Source organism: Variovorax pasteuri, from assembly GCF_051216435.1.
Classification (GTDB): Bacteria; Pseudomonadota; Gammaproteobacteria; order Burkholderiales; family Burkholderiaceae_C; genus Variovorax.
Genome location: NZ_JBPJZS010000002.1, coordinates 106,371 through 124,784, shown reverse-complemented (window position 1 = coordinate 124,784; position 18,414 = coordinate 106,371). Strand labels below are relative to the sequence as shown.

The window sequence follows — 18,414 nt, the reverse complement described above, 5'->3', positions numbered from 1 at the left end:
TCATCCTTTCATTCGCAAGGGAACCATGTATTCCGCCACCTTCATCTTCGCCAAGAAGCAATTCGACGACGCATTCCACCGCCTGGACCAGACCATCGCCGAAGCCGCGAAATCGCTGCCCGGCTACCTGGGCGAGGAGACCTGGGAGAACGCGGACAACGGGCTGGTGTCGAACGTCTACTACTGGGAGTCACTGGAAAGCCTGCAGGCGCTGATCCGGCATCCCGTGCACCAGCAGGCCAAGGCGGGGCAGGCGAACTGGCTCGATGGGTACAAGGTGGTGATTTCGCAGGTCGTGCGCACTTACGGGGACGAGCGGATCGATCACCTGCTGCCACCCGTGGTGGTGGCCTGAGTTCGGGAGGGCGCTCAGAGCCTTTGCGTGCCAAGCGCCTTGGCCAGAGCCGCCGGCAAAGCCAGCGGCTCTCCATGCCATTGCGCGGCCAGCAGTTCGGCGCACAGCGCGGCGAAGCTCAGGCCCCGTGAGCCCAGCGCGGTGCAGGCCCACAGGCCCGGGGCCTGCGCATCGATGGCACCCACCAGCGGACGCCGGTCGCCCGAGGCGCATCGAATGCCGACCCAGGTGTCGACTTCGGCGTGCTCGAAGGCCGGCGCCAGCGCGCAGGCGGCCGCCGGATGCAGCCGCGCCAGGCGTTCGCGGTTGGCCTCGGCGTCCGCCGCGGTGGGGGCCAGGCTGGTGCTGTCCCGGTCGAAGGTCGCGCCCGCCAGCCATATCGGGGTGCCGTCGCCATGCGGCACCTGCGCGACCAGGTGGCCGTCGCCGTTGATGGGCGTGGCGGGCAGGGCCATGCCTTCGGTCATCGGGCCCCAGGCGACCTGGCCGCGCACCGGCTGAAGCGGGAGACTCGGTGCGAATCGCCCCGACTCGAAGCCGGCGCAGACGACCACGCGGTCCGCGTCGGCCAGCAACTCGCCGGATGAATCGAACAGCTGCCAGCCGCTCGCGTCGTGCGTCACGCTCGCCACGCGGCAACCGCCACGAAACGCCACGCCGGGCTGACGCAGCCATTGCGCGATCAGCCGGTGCGGCCGCACCCAGGCCGCGCGCGCATGCCAGAGCGCGGGCGCATCGCCCGGCAGGCCTGCGGCCTCCAGCCGAGCGGCGTTCGCAGGCCACGATTCGTTGGGCCCGTCGGCGCTCCAGCCGGGGGGCACGCGCACATCGCCGTCGGGCCGGCGCTCCAGCACCCCGGTGGCGCGCCAGTCGCGGCCTTCTTCCAGCAGCCGCGTGAGCTCGGCCCAGGTGGCGCGGATGCCGGCACGCGTCAGGCGCGACAGCAAGGCGTCGTCGGGCGACACGTGCGGCGCGAGCATGCCCACCGGCAACCCGGACGCGCCTTCGGCCGGCTGCGCCGCGGCGTCCAGCACCGTGACCTGCCAGCCGCGCCGCGCAAGGCTCGCCGCGACGGCGGCGCCCGCCAGCCCGGCGCCGATGACGGCACAGCGGCCCGGTGCCTCGATGCGCTGCGGCGCGGGCCCGCGCCGGCGCACCGTCCAGGCGGGGGCGAACACGCCGCGCAGGCCGCCGGGCGCCGGGGCGATCGTGAAGCCGGCCTGCGTGAGCGCGTCGCGCACGGGGTGTGCAGCGTTCCAGGTGGCGATGCCCGTGCCTTGCCGCGCAAAGCGCGAGACGGCCTTGAGCGTGTCGGCCGACCACATCGCCGGGTCGTGCGGCGCGACAGCGCCGCCGAGGAAGATGCTGTCCGCCTCGAAGCGCTGCGCGCGCAGCATCGGCTGCACATCGCCGATGCACAGGGTCAGCAGCACATGGCCGTCGTCGAACGCCAGCCGGTGGAAGCCGCTCAGCAGGCCGTGCCATTGCGCGGCCAGCTCGCTGGCAAGAGGTGCGAGCTCGGGGTGCGCCTGGGTGGCGCGCAGCAGCTCGTCAGGCGAGACCGGGCGCGCTTCTACACAGACAAAGTGCAGCATGCGTGGGCGCTCGGGGTCCGAGCGCCACGCGTGCCACGTTGTCAGGAAATTGAGGCCCGGCCCGAAGCCGGTTTCGAGAATCAGCCATTGCGGCTGTCCGGCCCACGCCTGGGGCAATCCGCAGCCGTCCAGGAACACAGGGCGCGCCTGCGCCGGTTCGGCGGCCACGGCGGGGAGGGTGCTCAGGCGGCCGGGGGCGGCACGTAGCCCTGGACGACGTCGGCGCCTTCGCCGAAGAAGTGCTTTTCCATCTGCCGCGCCAGGTACTGGCGGGCGCGCAGGTCGGCCAGGTTGAGCCGGTTTTCATTGACCAGCATCGTCTGCTGCTTGAGCCAGGCGGCCCAGGCCTCCTTGCTCACGCTTTCCCACAGGCGCTTGCCCAGATCGCCTGGGTAGGGCGGGAAGTCGAGCCCTTCGGCCTCTTTGCCGAGCTTGATGCACTGAACCATGCGTGCCATTTCGATTGCCTTTGAACGGGAAAAGTGGGGGGTAAGCGGGTGCTTAGTTGATTTAGCTATTTAGAACTGAGAACTTGGTCGTTCCAGTTTCTATATGCCTTATTGAGAATACACAGCTTCATCGATATGCCTTTTCAGAGCAAGACACCATGAGCATTCGCCGCGACTTTATCAAGCTTTCCCTGGGTGCCGGCGTGGCCGGTGCTTTGGCCCTGTCGGCGTTGCCGACGTTTGCCCAAGGCGCCGCGGCTGCCAAGGGCCCCGTGACGCTGCTGAACGTGTCGTACGACCCGACGCGCGAGCTGTACGTGGACTACAACCAGGCCTTCGCCAAGTACTGGAAGGCCAAGACCGGCCAGGAAGTGACCGTCAAGCAGTCGCACGGCGGCTCGGGCAAGCAGGCCCGCTCGATCATCGACGGCATCGACGCCGATGTGGCCACGCTGGCCCTCGGCGGCGACGTCGATGCGCTCGTCACGCACGGCGGCCTGGTCAAGGCCGACTGGCAAAAGCGCCTGCCGCACAACTCCGCCCCCTACACCTCGACCATCGTGTTCCTGGTGAAGAAGGGCAACCCCAAGGGCCTGAAGGACTGGGACGACCTCACCAAGGCCGGCGTGCAGGTGATCACCCCCAACCCCAAGACCTCGGGCGGCGCCCGCTGGAACTACCTGGCCGCTTGGGAATTCGCCAAGCGCAAGTACGGCAGCGACGCCAAGGCCAAGGAATACATCGGCAACCTGTTCAAGAACGTGCCCGTGCTCGACACCGGCGCGCGCGGCTCGACCATCACCTTCGTGCAACGCGGCGTGGGCGACGTGCTGCTGGCCTGGGAAAACGAAGCCTTCCTGGCGCTGAAGGAATTCGGTCCCGAGAAGTTCGAGATCGTGGTGCCGTCCATCTCCATCCTGGCCGAGCCCAGCGTGGCGGTGGTCGACAAGGTCGTCGACAAGAAGGGCACCCGTGAAGTGGCCGAGGAATACCTCAAGTACCTGTACTCCGACGAAGGCCAGGACATCGCGGGCCGCAACTTCTACCGCCCGACGTCCGACAAGGCCAAGGCCAAGTACGACAAGCAGTTTCCCAAGCTGACGCTGGTGACCATCGACCAGGCCTTCGGTGGCTGGGCGAAGGCCGACAAGGAGCATTTCGCCGACGGCGGCTCCTTCGACCAGATCTACGCCCCCAAGCAGAAGTAAGCGCACCGTGTCCGTTCTCCTGATTGCCGGCAGCCCTTCGGCCCCCTCGCGTTCCACCGCCTTGCTCGAGGCGGTGGGCGAGCGGCTGGCGGCCCGCCACGCGCGCATCGAGCGCCTCTGGATCCGCGACCTGCCGGCGCAGGCGCTGCTGCTGGCCGATTGGAACCATCCGGCCATCGTGAACGCGATCGCCAAGGTGACCGAGGCCCGCGCGATCGTGGTGGCCACGCCGGTCTACAAGGCGGCCTACAGCGGCGTGCTGAAGGTCTTTCTCGACCTGCTCGCGCAGAACGCGCTCAAGGGCAAGACGGTGCTGCCGCTGGCCACCGGCGGCAGCCCGCACCACATGCTCGCGCTCGACTACGCGCTGCGGCCCGTGCTGCAGTCGCTGTCGGCGCGCCACATCCTGCCGGGCGTGTACGCCAGCGATTCGCAGATCACGCTGACGCCCGAGAACGCCTACCAGGTGAACCCCGACCTGGCCGAGCGACTGAACGAGGCCGTCGAGGTGCTCGCCACCGAAGGCCTGAAGCTGCCCGCCACGCACGGCTTCGAGTCGGTGCCGTTCTCGCGCGTGCGATGTAGCGTCTGACACAGGGCTCGCCCCCAGGCTGCGCACGCGTCGTGTAGTGCGCGCCAACCCCCTGCCCGGGGGCCACACCAGAGGCCCGGCAAAGCCGGTTCCCCGGTGTTTCACCCAAGATTTCCGAGTTGCCTTCGAGGCCGCTGCGGGAGTGCTTTTGCCTGAAGTTTCTGGAACCCGAGGAATCCACGCATGAACCCCGTCGCCACCGAAGACTCCGTGCTCGACACCGCACCGCGTTCCCACTGGCACGCGCTCGGCGATCTCGCCGTGAGTGTCGTCGTCGTCAGCGCCATTGCGCTGATCGTCAGTTTCATCGCCGCCGTCTGAGCGCGGCACACCCCAACGAGCCTTGCCATGACATTGATTTCCGCACCTCGCCGCCGCCTCATCCAGGGCGTTGCCGCCGCCATCGCGCTCCCGTCGTTTGCTGCCGTGGCACAGGCCCCCGCACGGCAGTTGCGCATCGGCAACCAGAAGGGCACGCTCAACATCCTCAAGGGACGCGGCACGCTCGAGAAGCGGCTCGCGCCGTTGGGCGTCACGGTCAAGTGGACCGAGTTCACCGCCGGGCCGGTGCAACTCGAGGCGCTGAACGTCGGCTCCATCGACTTCGGCGACGTGGGCGAAGCGCCGCCCATCTTCGCGCAGGCCGCCGGCGCGCCGCTGGCCTACGTGGCGGCCACCCAGCACCGCCCGCGGACCGAGGCCGTGCTGGTGCCCAAGGGCTCCGCCGTCAAGACCGTGGCCGACCTCAAGGGCAAGAAGATCGCGCTCAACAAGGGCTCGAACGTGCATTACTTCATCGTCAAGCTGTTCGAAAAGCACGGCCTGGCATACGCCGACCTCAACCTGGTCTACCTGCCGCCGGCCGACGCACGCGCCGCCTTCGAGAAGGGCTCGGTCGACGCCTGGGTGATCTGGGATCCGTTCCTTGCCGCCGCCGAGAAAGCGCTGGATGCGCGCATCGTGGCGGACGCCACGGGCTTGGTGGGCAACCGCGCCTACTACTTCTCGTCGCTCGACTATGTGGCGAAGAACGCCGACGTGATCGCCATCGCGGTCGAAGAGATCAACAAGGTCGAAGCCTGGGGCTCTGCGAACAAGGGCGAACTCGCTGCCGAACTGGCCGCTTTGTGGGGCCTGCCCAAGCCGGTGGCCGATGTCACCACGGCCCGGACGCCCTACGGCATCACCCCGATCACCAAGGCCATCCTGGCCGAGCAGCAGCAGATTGCCGACACCTTCTTCGAACTGAAGCTGATCCCGAAGAAGATCAACGTGCTCGACGCCGCGGGCGCGGGGGTGGCGTGATGCAGATCTTCTGGTTTCTCCCCACCCACGGCGACAGCCGCTACCTGGGCACCAGCGAAGGCGCGCGCCCCATCGACCTGGCCTACCTGCAGCAGATTGCCGGCGCGGCCGACAACCTCGGCTACGAAGGCGTGCTCATTCCCACCGGCCGCTCTTGCGAAGACCCGTGGGTCATCGCGTCCAGCCTGATCGGCGCGACCAGGAATCTCAAGTTCCTGGTGGCGGTGCGCCCCGGGCTGCACCAGCCCAGCCTGGCCGCGCGCATGGCCGCGACCTTTGACCGGCTCTCGGGCGGGCGCCTGCTGGTGAACCTCGTCACCGGCGGCGACCAGACGGAGCTGGAAGGCGACGGCGTGTACCTGGACCATGCCTCGCGCTACGAGCAGTCGGCCGAGTTCATCCGCATCTGGCGCGAGATCATCGCGCGCAGCCACGACGGCCAGAGCTTCGACTACGAGGGCAAGCACCTGAGCGTGAAGGGCGCCAAGCTGCTGTACCCGCCGGTGCAAAAACCCTATCCGCCCGTGTGGTTCGGCGGTTCGTCGGCCGCCGCGCACGACCTGGCCGCCGAACAGGTCGATGCCTACCTCACCTGGGGCGAGCCGCCCGCCGAAGTGGCCAAGAAAATCGCCGACGTGCGCGCGCGTGCCGAGCGCAAGGGCCGCAAGGTGGAGTTCGGCATTCGCCTGCACGTGATCGTGCGCGAGACCGCGGACGCCGCCTGGAAGGCCGCGGAAGAGCTCATCAGCCGCGTGGACGACGACACCGTGGTTCGCGCGCAGGCCGCCTTCGCGCGCATGGACTCCGAAGGCCAGCGCCGCATGGCCGCGCTGCATGCGGGCGGCGCCAGGCGCTCGCGCGCCGACCTGGAGATTTCGCCCAACCTGTGGGCCGGCGTGGGCCTGGTGCGCGGCGGTGCCGGCACCGCGCTCGTGGGCGACGCCAGGACCGTGGCGGCGCGCATCGAGGAGTACGCCGCGCTCGGCCTGGACAAGTTCATTCTCTCGGGCTACCCGCACCTCGAAGAGGCCTACCGCTTCGCCGAGCTGGTGTTCCCGCTGCTCTCGCGCAAGGCGAAGGCCCGGCTGGCGGGCGGCTCGCTCAGCGGGCCGTTCGGCGAAGTGGTCGCCAATCTCGATGCGCCTTCGCGCCTCGTCTCCCAAAGCTGAAGGACTCCCATGACCGAACAGGTTCAGGAACTGCCGACCGTCGCGCCCGCCGCGCCCTCCGACAGCGGAGGCAACGTGTTCAGGAATTTCGGCATCGGCGTGGTCCACCGGCTGGTGCCGTGGCTCGTGCCCGTCGGGCTCATCGTCTTCTGGCAGATCGCGTCGTCGCTGGGCTGGCTCAGCACCCGGGTGCTGCCGGCGCCGGTCGACGTGGTCAAGGCCGCATGGACGCTCACCGCCTCGGGCGAGCTGTGGACGCACGTGAAGGTCAGCGCGGGCCGTGCGCTGGCGGGCCTGGCCATCGGCGGCGGGGCAGGGCTGGCACTGGGCCTGCTCACGGGTTCGGTGAAGTTCGCCGAGACGCTGCTCGACTCCACCATTCAGATGGTGCGCAACATTCCCGCGCTGGCGTTGATTCCGCTGGTGATTCTGTGGTTCGGCATCGACGAGTCGGCCAAGCTGTTCTTGATTTCGGTGTCGGTGTTCTTTCCGATCTACCTCAACACCTTTCACGGCATCCGCAACGTCGACCCGCAGCTCATCGAGATGGGCCGCACCTACGGCCTCACGCGCTGGCAGCTGTACCGCGAGGTGATCCTGCCGGGTGCGCTGTCGTCCATCCTGGTGGGGCTGCGCTTCTCGCTGGGCCTGATGTGGGTGATTCTGATCGTGGCCGAGACCATCTCGGCGCAGGCCGGCATCGGCTACCTCACGATGAACGCGCGCGAGTTCCTGCAGACCGACATCGTGCTGGTGGGCATCCTGCTGTATGCGCTGCTCGGCAAGCTGGCCGACCTGTTCGCACGCGGGCTGGAGCAATGGTGGCTGCGGTGGCATCCCGGCTACCAGAAGAAGGCGAAGTGAGGGCATGGACATGACGCATTCCCCCATTTCCCGACGCACCGCCATCGCCACGCTGGGCGCACTGGGCACACTGGGCACACTGGGCGCTACCGCGGCCTTCGCGCAGGGCGCCGCCGCGCGGCCCGCAACCGTGCGCATCGGCTACCAGAAGTCTTCCACGCTGATCGCCGTGCTGAAGGTGCAGGGCACCCTCGAAAAGCAGCTCGCACCCCTCAACGTGAGCGTGAGCTGGCACGAGTTCACCAGCGGCCTGCCGCTGCTGGAGGCGCTGAACCTCGACAACCTGGACATCAGCGCCGACGTGGCCGACACCGTGCCCGTGTTCGCTCAGGCGGCCGGCGCCGAGCTGACCTTCATCGCGCAGGAAGCGCCATCGCCTGCCGCGCAGGCCATCGTGGTGCGCGAAGACTCGCCGCTGAAGACCGTGGCCGATCTCAAGGGCAGGAAGGTCGGTTTCGCCAAGGCGGCCGGCGCGCACTACCTGTTGATCGCCGCGCTGGAGAAGGCCGGCCTGTCGTTCAAGGACATCGCACCCGCCTACCTCACGCCCGCCGACGGCCGCGCCGCCTTCGAGAAGGGCGCCATCGACGCCTGGGTGGTGTGGGACCCGTTCCTGGCCGCGGCACAGCGGCAGTCGAAGGTGCGCGTGCTGGCCGACGGCACGGGCATCGCGTCGTACCAGCGCTACTACCTCGCGAGCACCAAGTTCGCGAAAGCGCGGCCCGACGTGCTGCGCGTGGTCTACACCGAACTGGAGAAGACCGGCAAGTGGGTCAAGCAAAGCCCGAAGGAGGCCGCCGCGCTGCTGTCGCCCGTGTGGGGCCTGGACGCCGCCACCATCGAGCAGGCCAACGCCCGCCGCAGCTATGCGGTGCGGGCCGTGGTGCCCGAGGCCCTGACCGAACAGCAGCGCATCGCCGATGCCTTCTTCGCCGAGAAGCTGCTGCCCCGACCAATCGATGCGCTGAACGTGGCGCTGTTCAAGCCCGGAGCCTGAGACCATGAGTGCCGTACTGAAAGACATCCAAGCCCAGGCCTCATCCCAGGCCATCCCCGGCGGCGTGCGCCTGGAGGCGCGCGGCCTGCACAAGCGCTACGGCGCGCGCGAGGTGCTGCGCAACACGCGCCTGACCATCGAGCCGGGCCAGTTCATCGCCATCGTCGGGCGCAGCGGCTGCGGCAAGAGCACGCTGCTGCGGCTCATCGCGGGTCTCGAGGCACCGAGCGAGGGCGGCCTCTACACCGACGGGCGCGCCGTGCACGGGCTGCACGACGACACCCGCATCATGTTCCAGGAGGCGCGCCTGCTGCCATGGCGCCGCGTGCTCGACAACGTGACCCTGGGCCTGCCCGACGACGCCAAGGCGCGCGGCAAGGAAGTGCTGGCGCATGTGGGCCTGGCCGACCGCGAGAACGAATGGCCGGCGCGCCTGTCGGGCGGGCAACGCCAGCGCGTGGCCCTGGCGCGCGCGCTGGTGCACCACCCGCGGCTGCTGCTGCTGGACGAGCCGCTGGGCGCGCTGGACGCGCTCACGCGCATCGAGATGCACCGCCTCATCGAGAACCTGTGGCAGCGCCACCGCTTCACCGCGCTGCTGGTGACGCACGACGTGCAGGAAGCCGTGGCGCTGGCCGACCGCGTGATCCTGATCGAAGACGGGCGCATCGCGCTCGACGAGAACATCGCGCTGGCCCGCCCGCGCTCGCAGGGCGATCCGGCCTTCGCGGCCATTGAAAAACGAATCCTCGACAGGGTGCTGCAGAAGCCGGAAGACACCGCGCCAGAGAGCACCGACGCAAGCTGGCTCAACACCCCCGCGCACGCGCTGCGCTGGGCGATCTGAGCGTCTTCATCCCCCTTGTCCGATTCGCCAAACTGAAAGGCAGCTGTATGTCGCAGAACTGGAAATTCGAAACCCTGTCGGTGCACGCCGGCTATTCGCCCGAGCCCACCACGCGCGCCGTGGCCCCGCCGATCTACCAGACGGTGGCCTACGCCTTCGACAGCGCACAGCACGGCGCCGACCTGTTCGACCTGAAGGTGCCGGGCAACATCTACACCCGCATCAACAACCCGACGCAGGACGTGCTGGAGCAGCGCGTGGCCGCGCTCGAAGGCGGCATCGCGGCGCTGGCGCTGGCCTCGGGCCAGGCGGCGGTGACCTACGCGATCCAGACCATCGCCGAGGCCGGCGACAACATCGTCAGCAGCACCGCACTCTACGGCGGCACCTACAACCTGTTCGCGCACACGCTGCCGCAGTTCGGCATCACCACGCGCTTTGCCGACCACCGCGACCCGGGCAGTTTCGAGAAGCTGTTCGACGACAAGACCAAGGCGGTGTTCGTGGAGTCGCTGGGCAACCCCGCCGGCAACGTGACCGACATTGCCGCCATCGCCGAAATTGCGCACCGCCACGGCGTGCCGCTGATCGTCGACAACACCGTGCCCTCGCCGTACCTGAGCCGGCCCATCGAGCACGGCGCCGACATCGTGGTGCACTCGCTCACCAAGTACCTGGGCGGCCACGGCACCAGCATCGGCGGCGCCATCGTCGACTCGGGCAAGTTCCCGTGGGCCGAGCACAAGCAGCGCTTCAAGCGCCTGAACGAACCCGACCCCAGCTACCACGGCGTGGTCTACACCGAGGCGCTGGGCCCGGCGGCCTACATCGGCCGGGCGCGCGTGGTACCGCTGCGCAACACGGGCGCGGCCATCTCGCCGTTCAACGCCTTCCTGATCCTGCAGGGCATCGAGACGCTCGCGCTGCGCATGGACCGCATCAGCAGCAATGCGCTGGCGGTGGCGCAGCACCTGAAGAAGAGCAAGGCCGTCAAGTGGGTCAACTACGCCGCGCTCGAAGACCACCCCGACCACGCGCTGGCGCAGAAGTATTTCGGCGGCAAATCGAGCGGCGTGCTGACGTTCGGCATCGGTGCCGGCGCCGATCCTCGCGCCGGCGGGGCGAGGTTCCTCGATGCGCTGAAGCTCTTCACGCGCCTGGTGAACATCGGCGACGTGCGCTCGCTGGCCACGCACCCCGCATCGACCACGCACCGCCAGCTGTCGCCCGACGAACTGGCCCGCGCCGGCGTGACCGAGGACACGGTGCGCCTGTCGGTCGGCATCGAGCACATCGACGACCTGCTTGCCGACCTCGACCAGGCGCTTGCTGCAGCGTCGAACTGAAACGCCCCACGACACCATGACCACACTGCAAGCCATTCCCGAAGCCGCGCTGGACCAGTTGTTCCGCAAGGCCCGCACCGTGCACGCGTTCAAACCCGTGCCCGTGAGCGACGAACTCATCCACAAGTTGTACGACCTGCTCAAGTGGGGCCCGACCGCCTTCAATGCCCAGCCGGCGCGCTACGTGTTCGTGCGCAGCGAAGAGGCCAAGGCCAGGCTGAAGCCGGCCGTGTCGTCCGGCAACGCCGCGCAGACGCTGGCCGCCGGCGTCACGGTGATCGTGGCGCACGACACCCGCTTCTTCGAGCACCTGCCCGCGCAGTTTCCGGCCTACGACGCCAAGCCCATCTTCGAGAACAGCGCCGAGGCGGCGCAGGCCACGGCGTTTCGCAACAGCAGCCTGCAGGGCGCCTACCTGATCCTGGCGGCGCGTTCGCTGGGGCTGGACGCGGGGCCGCAGTCAGGCTTCAACGCCGAGCTGGTCGACAAGACATTCTTCCCCGACGGGCGCTACCGCGCGAACTTCCTGGTCAACCTGGGCGTGGCCGACCACGCCGGCACCTTCGAGCGCGGGCCCCGCCTGGCATTCGACGAAGTGGCCGAGATCGTCTGACGACCCCCTTCATTCCATTGCTTCGTGCTTTTCCTGAACGAATTTCCCCAACCTGAAAGAGAACCCATCATGTCCATCCAAGCCATCAACGTGCGCAACCAGTTCAAGGGCAAGGTCCGTGAAATCATCCGCGGCGACGTCGTCTCCGAAGTCGACGTCGAAACCGCCTGGGGCATCGTCACCTCCGTCATCACCACGCGCTCGGTCGACGAACTGCAGCTGAAGGTGGGCTCCGACGTGGTCGCCCTGGTGAAGTCGACCGAGGTGTCGATCGCCAAGCTCTGAGCCCGGCTCGGCGCGCCACCCGGTGCCTTTGCGGGCGCCGGGTTTTTTTACGCCCCGGCACCGCGTGGGCCTCTTCGATAGACGGATTGGTTCTAAAGAATCGCTTTTTCAGTCGTTTGACCTTCGGCCTCAAGCTTCTACAGTGGTGGTCATCGCCATCAAGGCGGATGCAATCAACCCCGCACCAAGGAGCCGAAGCCCATGCCAGTGGAATTTGAAGACGTCGTTGCGTTGCCGCCCGCCCTCGAACAGGCGAGGGGCCTTGCAACCGAAGCAGGATGGGCCTACGCCGGTGGCGTGACGCCGCCCGTGGCCTGGGAGCTGGTGAAGAGCGGGCAGGCCGTGCTGGTCGATGTGCGCTCCGGCGAGGAGCGCAAGTTCGTCGGCCATGTGCCCGAGAGCGTGCACGTGGCCTGGGCCACCGGAACGGCGCTCACGCGCAATCCCCGCTTCGTGCGCGAGCTCGAGGCCAAGCTGGCGAAGGACGGCGGCAAGGAGGCCGTGGCGCTGCTGCTGTGCCGCAGCGGCAAGCGTTCCGCGCTGGCGGCCGAAGCGGCTGCCAAGGCGGGTTTCACGCAGGTGTTCAATGTGCTCGAAGGTTTCGAAGGCGAGATCGACGCGAGCCAGCACCGCGGCGGCTCCGACGGCTGGCGCTTCCACGGCCTGCCGTGGGTGCAGGACTGACCCCACAGAACGTTCCGGGAGAACACAGACCCATGGCCCATTTCGAAGTGAGCGACATCGTTCGCGCGCTGCACGGCGTGCGCGACGAATGGCGCGATTCGCAGCGCCGCTCGCGCGAGCCCGGCGCGCGCGAGTTTCCGTCGCGCGACGCGCTCGCGCAGACCGTGGAGTCGCTGAAAGGCGCGCTCTTTCCGATGCGGCTCGGCCCGCCGGACCTGCGCCACGAGAGCGAGGACTTCTACGTCGGCCACACCCTCGATGCCGCGCTGCAGGCATTGCTGGCGCAGGCGCGGCTGGAGCTGAACTTCAACGCGCGCCACGAGCCGCGCCCCGCGAGCGACATCGACGACGCGGCCACCGAGGCCATCCGCGAGTTCGCGAATTCGCTGCCCGCGCTGCGCCGCCTGCTCGACAGCGACGTGCTCGCCGCCTACCAGGGCGACCCCGCCGCGCGCAGCGTCGACGAGGTGCTGCTGTGCTACCCCGGTGTGCTCGCGATGATCCACCACCGCCTGGCGCATGCGCTCTACAAGCTGGGCCTGCCGCTGCTGGCGCGCATCGTGGCCGAGCTGGCGCACGGGCAGACGGGCATCGACATCCACCCCGGCGCACAGATCGACGCGGGCTTCTTCATCGACCACGGCACGGGGGTGGTGATCGGCGAGACGGCGGTCATCGGCAAGCGCGTGCGGCTGTACCAAGCCGTCACGCTCGGCGCCAAGCGCTTTCCGACGGACACCGAAGGCAACCTGCAAAAGGGCCTGCCGCGGCACCCGGTGGTGGAGGACGACGTGGTCATCTATGCGGGCGCGACCATCCTCGGGCGCGTCACGCTCGGCAAGGGAGCGGTCATTGGCGGCAATGTGTGGATCACCGACGACGTGCCCCCGGGTGCGAGCGTCACGCAGGCGAGCCTGCAGAACGCGCCGAAGGCGGTGCGCCTGTGAAAGCATTCGTCGAAGACTTCGGCGTCACGGTGCGCCAGCTGCGCGAAGGCAAGGGCTGGTCGCAGGAGGAACTGGCGGAGCGTTCCGATCTGAACCGCTCCTACGTGGGGGAAATCGAGCGCGCCCGCGTCATTCCGTCGATCGTCACCGCGCAGAAGCTGGCCACGGCACTGGGCATCAACATGGTCGGCCTGCTCATGCGCTGCGAACAGCTGGAGCAGTCGCGCCTGGCGCGGCGGATCAACTTGGCGGCTATAGCCTGTTGAGGGGAAACCCTTGGCCGCCGGACACTGGCGGCCACTTTCTTCCCAACAGGAGCCTTGATCCATGAGCGCAACAGTCGGTGGTACCACCGCCCTTGGCGACAACGCCGCACGCCAGCTGGCCAACGCCACCAAGACCGTTCCCCAGCTCGAGACGATCAGCCCGCGCTGGCTGACGCACCTGCTGCAATGGGTGCCGGTGGAGGCGGGCATCTACCGCGTCAACAAGGTCAAGAACCCCGAGTCGATCAAGGTCACCTGCACCTCGCGCGAAGAAGAAAACCAGCTGCCGCGCACCTTCGTGGACTACGAAGAAAACCCGCGCGAGCACTTCCTGAACGCCGTGAGCACCGTGCTCGACGTGCACACCCGCATCTCCGACCTCTACAGCAGCCCGCACGACCAGATCAAGGAACAGCTGCGCCTGACGATCGAGACGATCAAGGAGAACCAGGAGAGCGAGCTCATCAACAACCCCGACTACGGCCTGCTGGCGCAGGTGACGGAAGAGCAGCGCATCTTCCCGCTGACCGGTGCGCCCACGCCCGACGACCTCGACGAGCTGCTGACCAAGGTGTGGAAGGAGCCCGCCTTCTTCCTCACGCACCCGCTGGCCATTGCCGCCTTCGGCCGTGAAGCCACGCGCCGCGGCACGCCGCCACCCACAGTGAGCCTGTTCGGCTCGCAGTTCATCACCTGGCGCGGCATTCCGCTGATCCCGTCGAACAAGGTGCCGGTGGCCGACGGCAAGAGCAAGATCCTGCTGCTGCGCGTGGGCGACAAGCGCCAGGGCGTGGTCGGCCTGTTCCAGCCCGGGCTGTCGGGTGAGCAAGGCCCGGGCCTGTCGGTGCGCTTCATGGGCATCAACAACCACGCGATCGCGTCGTACCTGATCTCGCTGTACTGCTCGCTGGCGGTGCTGACCACCGACGCGCTGGCCGTGCTCGACGACGTCGAGATCGGCAAGTACCACGACTACGCCGACACCTACAAGTAAGCCGCGGTGAGCAGCACACCATCGTTTCCAGGCGAGGCGCCGTTCGATCCGGCCGCGCTCGCGCGCATGGCCAACGCCATGTTCGCCTCACTGCCGGGCGCGGCGCCGACCTCGTTCCCGGGAGCGGCACCCGCTTCGTTGCCGGGCGCGCAGTTTCCCGCCAACGTCGCGCCGCCGGGCTCACCGCTGGTGAGTCCGGCCGGCTTCGGACCGAGCGTGCCGGGCACGCCGATTCCGCAGGGGCAGATTCCGGGCGCCAACGTGCTGCCCGCGTCGCCCACGCCGTTGCCTTCGCTCGCCAACCGCGCGCCGGCCCTGCTGCCGCATGCGGTGGCGGGAAACGGCGTGCCCGACACGGTGCTGTCGGTGGCGCCGGCGTTCGAGCCGCGCCTGGGCAGCTCGGTGCTGGGCGTGCCGCAGCAGGCGAGTGCGCCTGCTGTGCCCTCGGCGGGCGCTTCGCCGTTCTACTTCCTGAACAACAGCTTCGGGCACCCGTCGGCCGGCTCGGCCTCGCCCGTGCCCGCCGTGTCTGCGCCTGCGCAGGTCTTGCCCCCTCTCCCGCTTGCGGGAGAGGGCTGGGGTGAGGGTCCGCGGCCGAGCCAGGGTGCGGCGTCGCCCCTCACCCCAAGCCTCTCCCCGGAGGGGCGAGGGAGCAACAGCCAACCGCAGGCGAGCCAGCCGCCGCAGTTCTACTTCGTCGATGCAGTGCGCGTGCCCAACGGCTTCGTCACGCCGGCCAAACCCGACCCGCGCGGCCCCGACGCCGTGCCGCTCGCCGGCAGCGGCCAGCATCCGCCGTTCGACGTCAACGCCATTCGCCGCGACTTTCCCGTCCTGCAGGAGCGCGTGAACGGCAAGCAGCTCGTGTGGTTCGACAACGCCGCCACCACGCACAAGCCGCAATCCGTCATCGACCGGATCTCGTATTTCTACGCGCACGAGAACTCGAACATCCACCGCGCGGCGCACGAGCTGGCCGCCCGTGCCACCGACGCCTACGAAGGCGCGCGGGAGCGCGTGCGAAAGTTCATCAACGCACCCGAAGTCGAAGAGGTGATCTTCGTGCGCGGCACCACCGAGGCCATCAACCTCGTGGCCAAGAGCTGGGGCGGCCAGCACGTGGGCGAGGGCGACGAGATCATCGTGTCCAACCTGGAGCACCACGCCAACATCGTGCCGTGGCAGCAGCTTGCCGCCGCCAAGGGCGCCAAGCTGCGCGTGATCCCGGTGGACGACTCGGGCCAGGTGCTGCTCGACGAATACCGCAAGCTGTTGAACGACCGCACCAAGATCGTCGCCGTCACGCAGGTTTCCAACGCGCTGGGCACCGTGGTGCCGGTAAAGGAAATTGTCGAACTGGCCCACCGTGCAGGTGCCAAGGCGCTGGTCGACGGCGCGCAGTCGGTCTCGCACATGCGGGTCGACGTGCAAGACCTGGGCGCCGATTTCTTCGTGTTCTCCGGCCACAAGGTGTTCGGCCCGACCGGCATCGGCGTGGTCTGGGGCAAGCGCGAGGTGCTCGAAGACATGCCCCCGTGGCAGGGCGGCGGCAACATGATTGCCGACGTCACCTTCGAGAAGACCGTGTTCCAGCCGATCCCTAACAAGTTCGAGGCCGGCACGGGCAACATCGCCGACGCGGTGGGCCTGGGCGCGGCGATCGACTACGTCAACAAGGTCGGCATCGAGAACATCGCGCGCTACGAGCACGACCTGCTGGTGTACGGCATGCGGCAACTCGGGGCCATTCCGGGTGTGCGGCTGATCGGCACGGCGGCCGACAAGGCCAGCGTGATGTCCTTCGTGCTCGACGGCTACACCACCGAAGAAGTGGGGCATGCGCTGAACGACGAAGGCGTTGCGGTGCGCACGGGTCACCATTGCGCACAGCCGATCCTGCGGCGCTTCGGCGTGGAGACGACGGTGCGGCCGTCGCTGGCGTTCTACAACACCTTCGACGAGGTCGACCGGCTGGTGGCGGTGGTGCGGCGGCTGGCGGGGCAGCGCCGGGCGGGCTAGGGTTTCGGCGCAATGTGCTGCCTGAAGAAGGCAAGCACCTTGGCGTTGAAGTCCGCGTGGAAGGCCACGCGGTCGAATCCCGGCACGTCGCGGCAGATCTCGGAATTCGCTTCGAGTTGTGCGGGCGAACAGGGCGCAAGAAAGCCGAAGTGCGCGGCGTTCTCTGCCACCTGCCAGTCCGGCGCCTTGGGCAGATTGCGGCGAACCGCTGCAACGCTTTCGGGGGTGACGCCGTCTCCGCCGTACGCGGAGGCCCAGAGCTGGATCGGGATGGTCACGCCCTTCAAACCCTCGGCATCGAAGACCGCGCTGAACGGGTCTGCGATCACCGCCGCACGGATGCGTGTGTCATGCGCCAGCGGCGAAGCCAGGAGTTCCTGGAATCTCTGCCGCATCTGTCCGCACGCCGGGCCGGCCGGTGCGGTTGCGCACGGGGACGAAGGCAGGGGAGGGAGCCGCTCGAAATCCGGACGGGCGCCGACGAGCACGAGGCCTGTGTAGCCGCCCCTTGAAAAGCCATAGAAGCCGATCTTGTCGGCCGCCAGCGTGGCATGCGCCGGCCACTGCCGGAGCATGTAGTCGATCAGGCGCTGGATGTCGGTGGTGCGCGTCGCGAGGGCCGAGATCTTGTCGTTCGGGCCGCCCCGGATCTTGTAGTTGTCGCTGGAATGGTTGATGGCCGCGACCACGAAGCCCGCGTTGGCCAGCGTTTCTGCCGTGTCGTGATGGCCGAGCATCGAGCCGCCATACCCGTGCGAGAGCACGACCAACGGCAACTGGGCGCCCGCGATCGGGCAATCCGGGTTGGCGGGAACGACATACAGGCCGAGCTTGATCTCGCCTGCCGGCGCGTCGCAGGGCGTCCACACGGCGCCGCGCAGGACCGGCCCGTCCTTGTCGGCGGGCACGTCGATGTAGCCGAAACCTGCGGCTTGCGCCAGGTTGGCCGAGAGGCACAGGGCGGCAATGAAAAGGACGCGGGACAAGGTCATGGCGTGTTGGCAGAGCGGATGGGAACGAGCAGATCGGTGCGCAGTTCGGCCTGCGAGGCCGTGCGCGGCGAGTTCAGGTAGTGCTCCAGCGTGGGCCGGTCGTCGGGCTCGTAGCCGCTTGCCGGCAGCCAGCGGGCATACAGCGCGTTGATCGCCGCGTTGATGCGGCTGTAGGGGCCGGACAGGCAATGCAGGGCATAGCGGCCGGCCGGGAGTTCGAGCGTTTCGGTCTCACCGTCTTCGGGCCAGGGTTCGCGCGAGACCGCGCCGGCGTAGTACCTGAAGCCGTCGGCATCTTCCGGATCGCGGAACGAGGCGCCGAGCCACTGGGTCACGCTGGCGGCGCCCGCATGCAGGCGCAGGCGGCGTTGGGTGTGGGGAATGGTCGACAGCGGCCCGCGGTGGCGCAGCGCCTGCACCCGTTGCGCGGGGCGCTCGACGATTCGCACGGGCAGTGCGTCCGGTGCGTTTGCGCCAATCGCCGCGTGCATCTGCTGCTGGAACGCGCTCGGCGACTGCCCGGTGAACTGGCCGAAGGCACGCGTGAAGGCCTGCGGGCTGTCGTAGCCCACGGCCATGGCAACCTGAGTGACGCTCTGATCGCCGGCCTCCAGCAGCCGGGTGGCCAGCGCCAGGCGCACGCGCCGCACCGTGGCGGCCACGGTCTCGCCGGCGATGCTGCTGTAGACGCGGTGGAAGTGAAACGGCGAGAAATGCGCCATGCGCGCCAGGTCTTCGAGGCGGTGTTCGGCCATCGGGTCGGCCACGATGGCCGCGACGACGCGGGACACGCGTTCCCTGTAGCTCTGTTCGGCGCGGCGCGGGTTCGAAGTCATGGCCGGAGTTTGCCGCCCGGCGGCGCTGCCCGCTTAGCCGGCCTTGCTGTT

The 18,414-nt window shown here is 68.4% G+C and carries 21 protein-coding genes; 17 read left to right on the top strand and 4 right to left on the bottom strand.

Translation table 11 applies throughout. The features are described 5' to 3' along the window. The first annotated feature begins 25 nt into the window (after positions 1-25). Positions 26-355: an antibiotic biosynthesis monooxygenase family protein gene (locus tag ACSFBM_RS07630; RefSeq protein WP_435483830.1), complete on the top strand. Its 330-nt coding sequence runs from the start codon at positions 26-28 to the stop codon at positions 353-355. A gap of 14 nt (positions 356-369) precedes the next feature. On the opposite strand, the gene mnmC1 is transcribed toward ACSFBM_RS07630, so the two are convergent. Together mnmC1 and ACSFBM_RS07620 are read right to left on the bottom strand one after the other, a co-directional pair. Then, positions 370-2,118: an FAD-dependent 5-carboxymethylaminomethyl-2-thiouridine(34) oxidoreductase MnmC1 gene (gene mnmC1 / locus ACSFBM_RS07625; RefSeq protein ID WP_435483829.1), complete on the bottom strand. Its 1,749-nt coding sequence runs from the start codon at positions 2,116-2,118 to the stop codon at positions 370-372. A 14-nt stretch (positions 2,119-2,132) separates the two neighbouring features. Continuing rightward, positions 2,133-2,408 (bottom strand): oxidative damage protection protein, encoded by a 276-nt coding sequence (locus tag ACSFBM_RS07620; protein WP_435483828.1) that lies wholly within the window; start codon positions 2,406-2,408, stop codon positions 2,133-2,135. 149 nt (positions 2,409-2,557) lie between these two features. Between ACSFBM_RS07620 and ACSFBM_RS07615 the strand changes: the two genes are divergently transcribed. From ACSFBM_RS07615 to ACSFBM_RS07540, 16 genes are all read left to right on the top strand, one after another. Continuing rightward, the gene (locus ACSFBM_RS07615; RefSeq protein ID WP_435483827.1) at positions 2,558-3,607 is read left to right on the top strand and encodes a sulfate ABC transporter substrate-binding protein; all 1,050 of its coding nucleotides are present in this window, start codon (positions 2,558-2,560) and stop codon (positions 3,605-3,607) included. Positions 3,608-3,614: 7 nt separating this feature from the next. Next, positions 3,615-4,199, top strand: a complete 585-nt coding sequence (gene ssuE, locus ACSFBM_RS07610; RefSeq protein WP_435438219.1) for an NADPH-dependent FMN reductase — start codon at positions 3,615-3,617, stop codon at positions 4,197-4,199. Positions 4,200-4,382: 183 nt separating this feature from the next. Further along, a complete protein-coding gene (locus ACSFBM_RS07605) occupies positions 4,383-4,520 on the top strand; it encodes a hypothetical protein (RefSeq protein ID WP_435438220.1) in 138 nt (45 codons plus the stop codon). Positions 4,521-4,547: 27 nt separating this feature from the next. After that, positions 4,548-5,504: a sulfonate ABC transporter substrate-binding protein gene (locus ACSFBM_RS07600; RefSeq protein WP_435483826.1), complete on the top strand. Its 957-nt coding sequence runs from the start codon at positions 4,548-4,550 to the stop codon at positions 5,502-5,504. Beyond that, the gene (ssuD, locus tag ACSFBM_RS07595) at positions 5,504-6,673 is read left to right on the top strand and encodes an FMNH2-dependent alkanesulfonate monooxygenase (protein WP_435483825.1); all 1,170 of its coding nucleotides are present in this window, start codon (positions 5,504-5,506) and stop codon (positions 6,671-6,673) included. Before ACSFBM_RS07600 ends, ssuD begins: the two co-directional genes overlap by 1 nt. Positions 6,674-6,682: 9 nt before the next feature. Continuing rightward, positions 6,683-7,537 carry an aliphatic sulfonate ABC transporter permease SsuC gene (gene ssuC / locus ACSFBM_RS07590; protein ID WP_435483824.1) on the top strand — a complete coding sequence of 285 codons (855 nt, stop codon included), beginning with the start codon at positions 6,683-6,685 and terminating at the stop codon, positions 7,535-7,537. A gap of 10 nt (positions 7,538-7,547) precedes the next feature. After that, on the top strand, positions 7,548-8,534 hold the full coding sequence (locus ACSFBM_RS07585; protein WP_435483823.1) for an aliphatic sulfonate ABC transporter substrate-binding protein: 987 nt from the start codon (positions 7,548-7,550) through the stop codon (positions 8,532-8,534). Between the two features lie 4 nt (positions 8,535-8,538). After that, positions 8,539-9,381, top strand: coding sequence for an ATP-binding cassette domain-containing protein (locus tag ACSFBM_RS07580; protein ID WP_435483822.1), 843 nt, complete (start codon positions 8,539-8,541; stop codon positions 9,379-9,381). Positions 9,382-9,428: 47 nt separating this feature from the next. Continuing rightward, positions 9,429-10,727 carry an O-acetylhomoserine aminocarboxypropyltransferase/cysteine synthase family protein gene (locus tag ACSFBM_RS07575; protein WP_435483821.1) on the top strand — a complete coding sequence of 433 codons (1,299 nt, stop codon included), beginning with the start codon at positions 9,429-9,431 and terminating at the stop codon, positions 10,725-10,727. 16 nt (positions 10,728-10,743) lie between these two features. Further along, complete coding sequence (locus ACSFBM_RS07570) at positions 10,744-11,340, top strand: malonic semialdehyde reductase (protein ID WP_435483820.1); 597 nt, start codon at positions 10,744-10,746, stop codon at positions 11,338-11,340. A gap of 69 nt (positions 11,341-11,409) precedes the next feature. After that, positions 11,410-11,625: a TOBE domain-containing protein gene (locus tag ACSFBM_RS07565; protein ID WP_007829250.1), complete on the top strand. Its 216-nt coding sequence runs from the start codon at positions 11,410-11,412 to the stop codon at positions 11,623-11,625. Between the two features lie 201 nt (positions 11,626-11,826). Continuing rightward, the gene (locus tag ACSFBM_RS07560; RefSeq protein ID WP_435483819.1) at positions 11,827-12,309 is read left to right on the top strand and encodes a rhodanese-like domain-containing protein; all 483 of its coding nucleotides are present in this window, start codon (positions 11,827-11,829) and stop codon (positions 12,307-12,309) included. 32 nt (positions 12,310-12,341) lie between these two features. Then, complete coding sequence (gene epsC, locus ACSFBM_RS07555) at positions 12,342-13,256, top strand: serine O-acetyltransferase EpsC (protein ID WP_435483818.1); 915 nt, start codon at positions 12,342-12,344, stop codon at positions 13,254-13,256. Then, entirely contained in the window at positions 13,253-13,522 is a 270-nt protein-coding gene (locus tag ACSFBM_RS07550; RefSeq protein WP_435438230.1) for a helix-turn-helix domain-containing protein, read from the top strand. The genes epsC and ACSFBM_RS07550 overlap by 4 nt, the downstream gene beginning before the upstream one ends. Before the next feature lie 61 nt (positions 13,523-13,583). Then, positions 13,584-14,516, top strand: a complete 933-nt coding sequence (locus tag ACSFBM_RS07545; RefSeq protein ID WP_116907517.1) for a family 2A encapsulin nanocompartment shell protein — start codon at positions 13,584-13,586, stop codon at positions 14,514-14,516. A 66-nt stretch (positions 14,517-14,582) separates the two neighbouring features. After that, the gene (locus tag ACSFBM_RS07540; protein WP_435484776.1) at positions 14,583-16,535 is read left to right on the top strand and encodes a family 2A encapsulin nanocompartment cargo protein cysteine desulfurase; all 1,953 of its coding nucleotides are present in this window, start codon (positions 14,583-14,585) and stop codon (positions 16,533-16,535) included. Here the strand turns inward: ACSFBM_RS07540 and ACSFBM_RS07535 are convergent. Further along, complete coding sequence (locus tag ACSFBM_RS07535; protein ID WP_435483817.1) at positions 16,532-17,527, bottom strand: alpha/beta hydrolase family protein; 996 nt, start codon at positions 17,525-17,527, stop codon at positions 16,532-16,534. The genes ACSFBM_RS07540 and ACSFBM_RS07535 overlap by 4 nt on opposite strands. After that, positions 17,524-18,363, bottom strand: a complete 840-nt coding sequence (locus ACSFBM_RS07530) for an AraC family transcriptional regulator (RefSeq protein ID WP_435438237.1) — start codon at positions 18,361-18,363, stop codon at positions 17,524-17,526. The genes ACSFBM_RS07535 and ACSFBM_RS07530 overlap by 4 nt, the downstream gene beginning before the upstream one ends. Positions 18,364-18,414 lie beyond the last annotated feature (51 nt).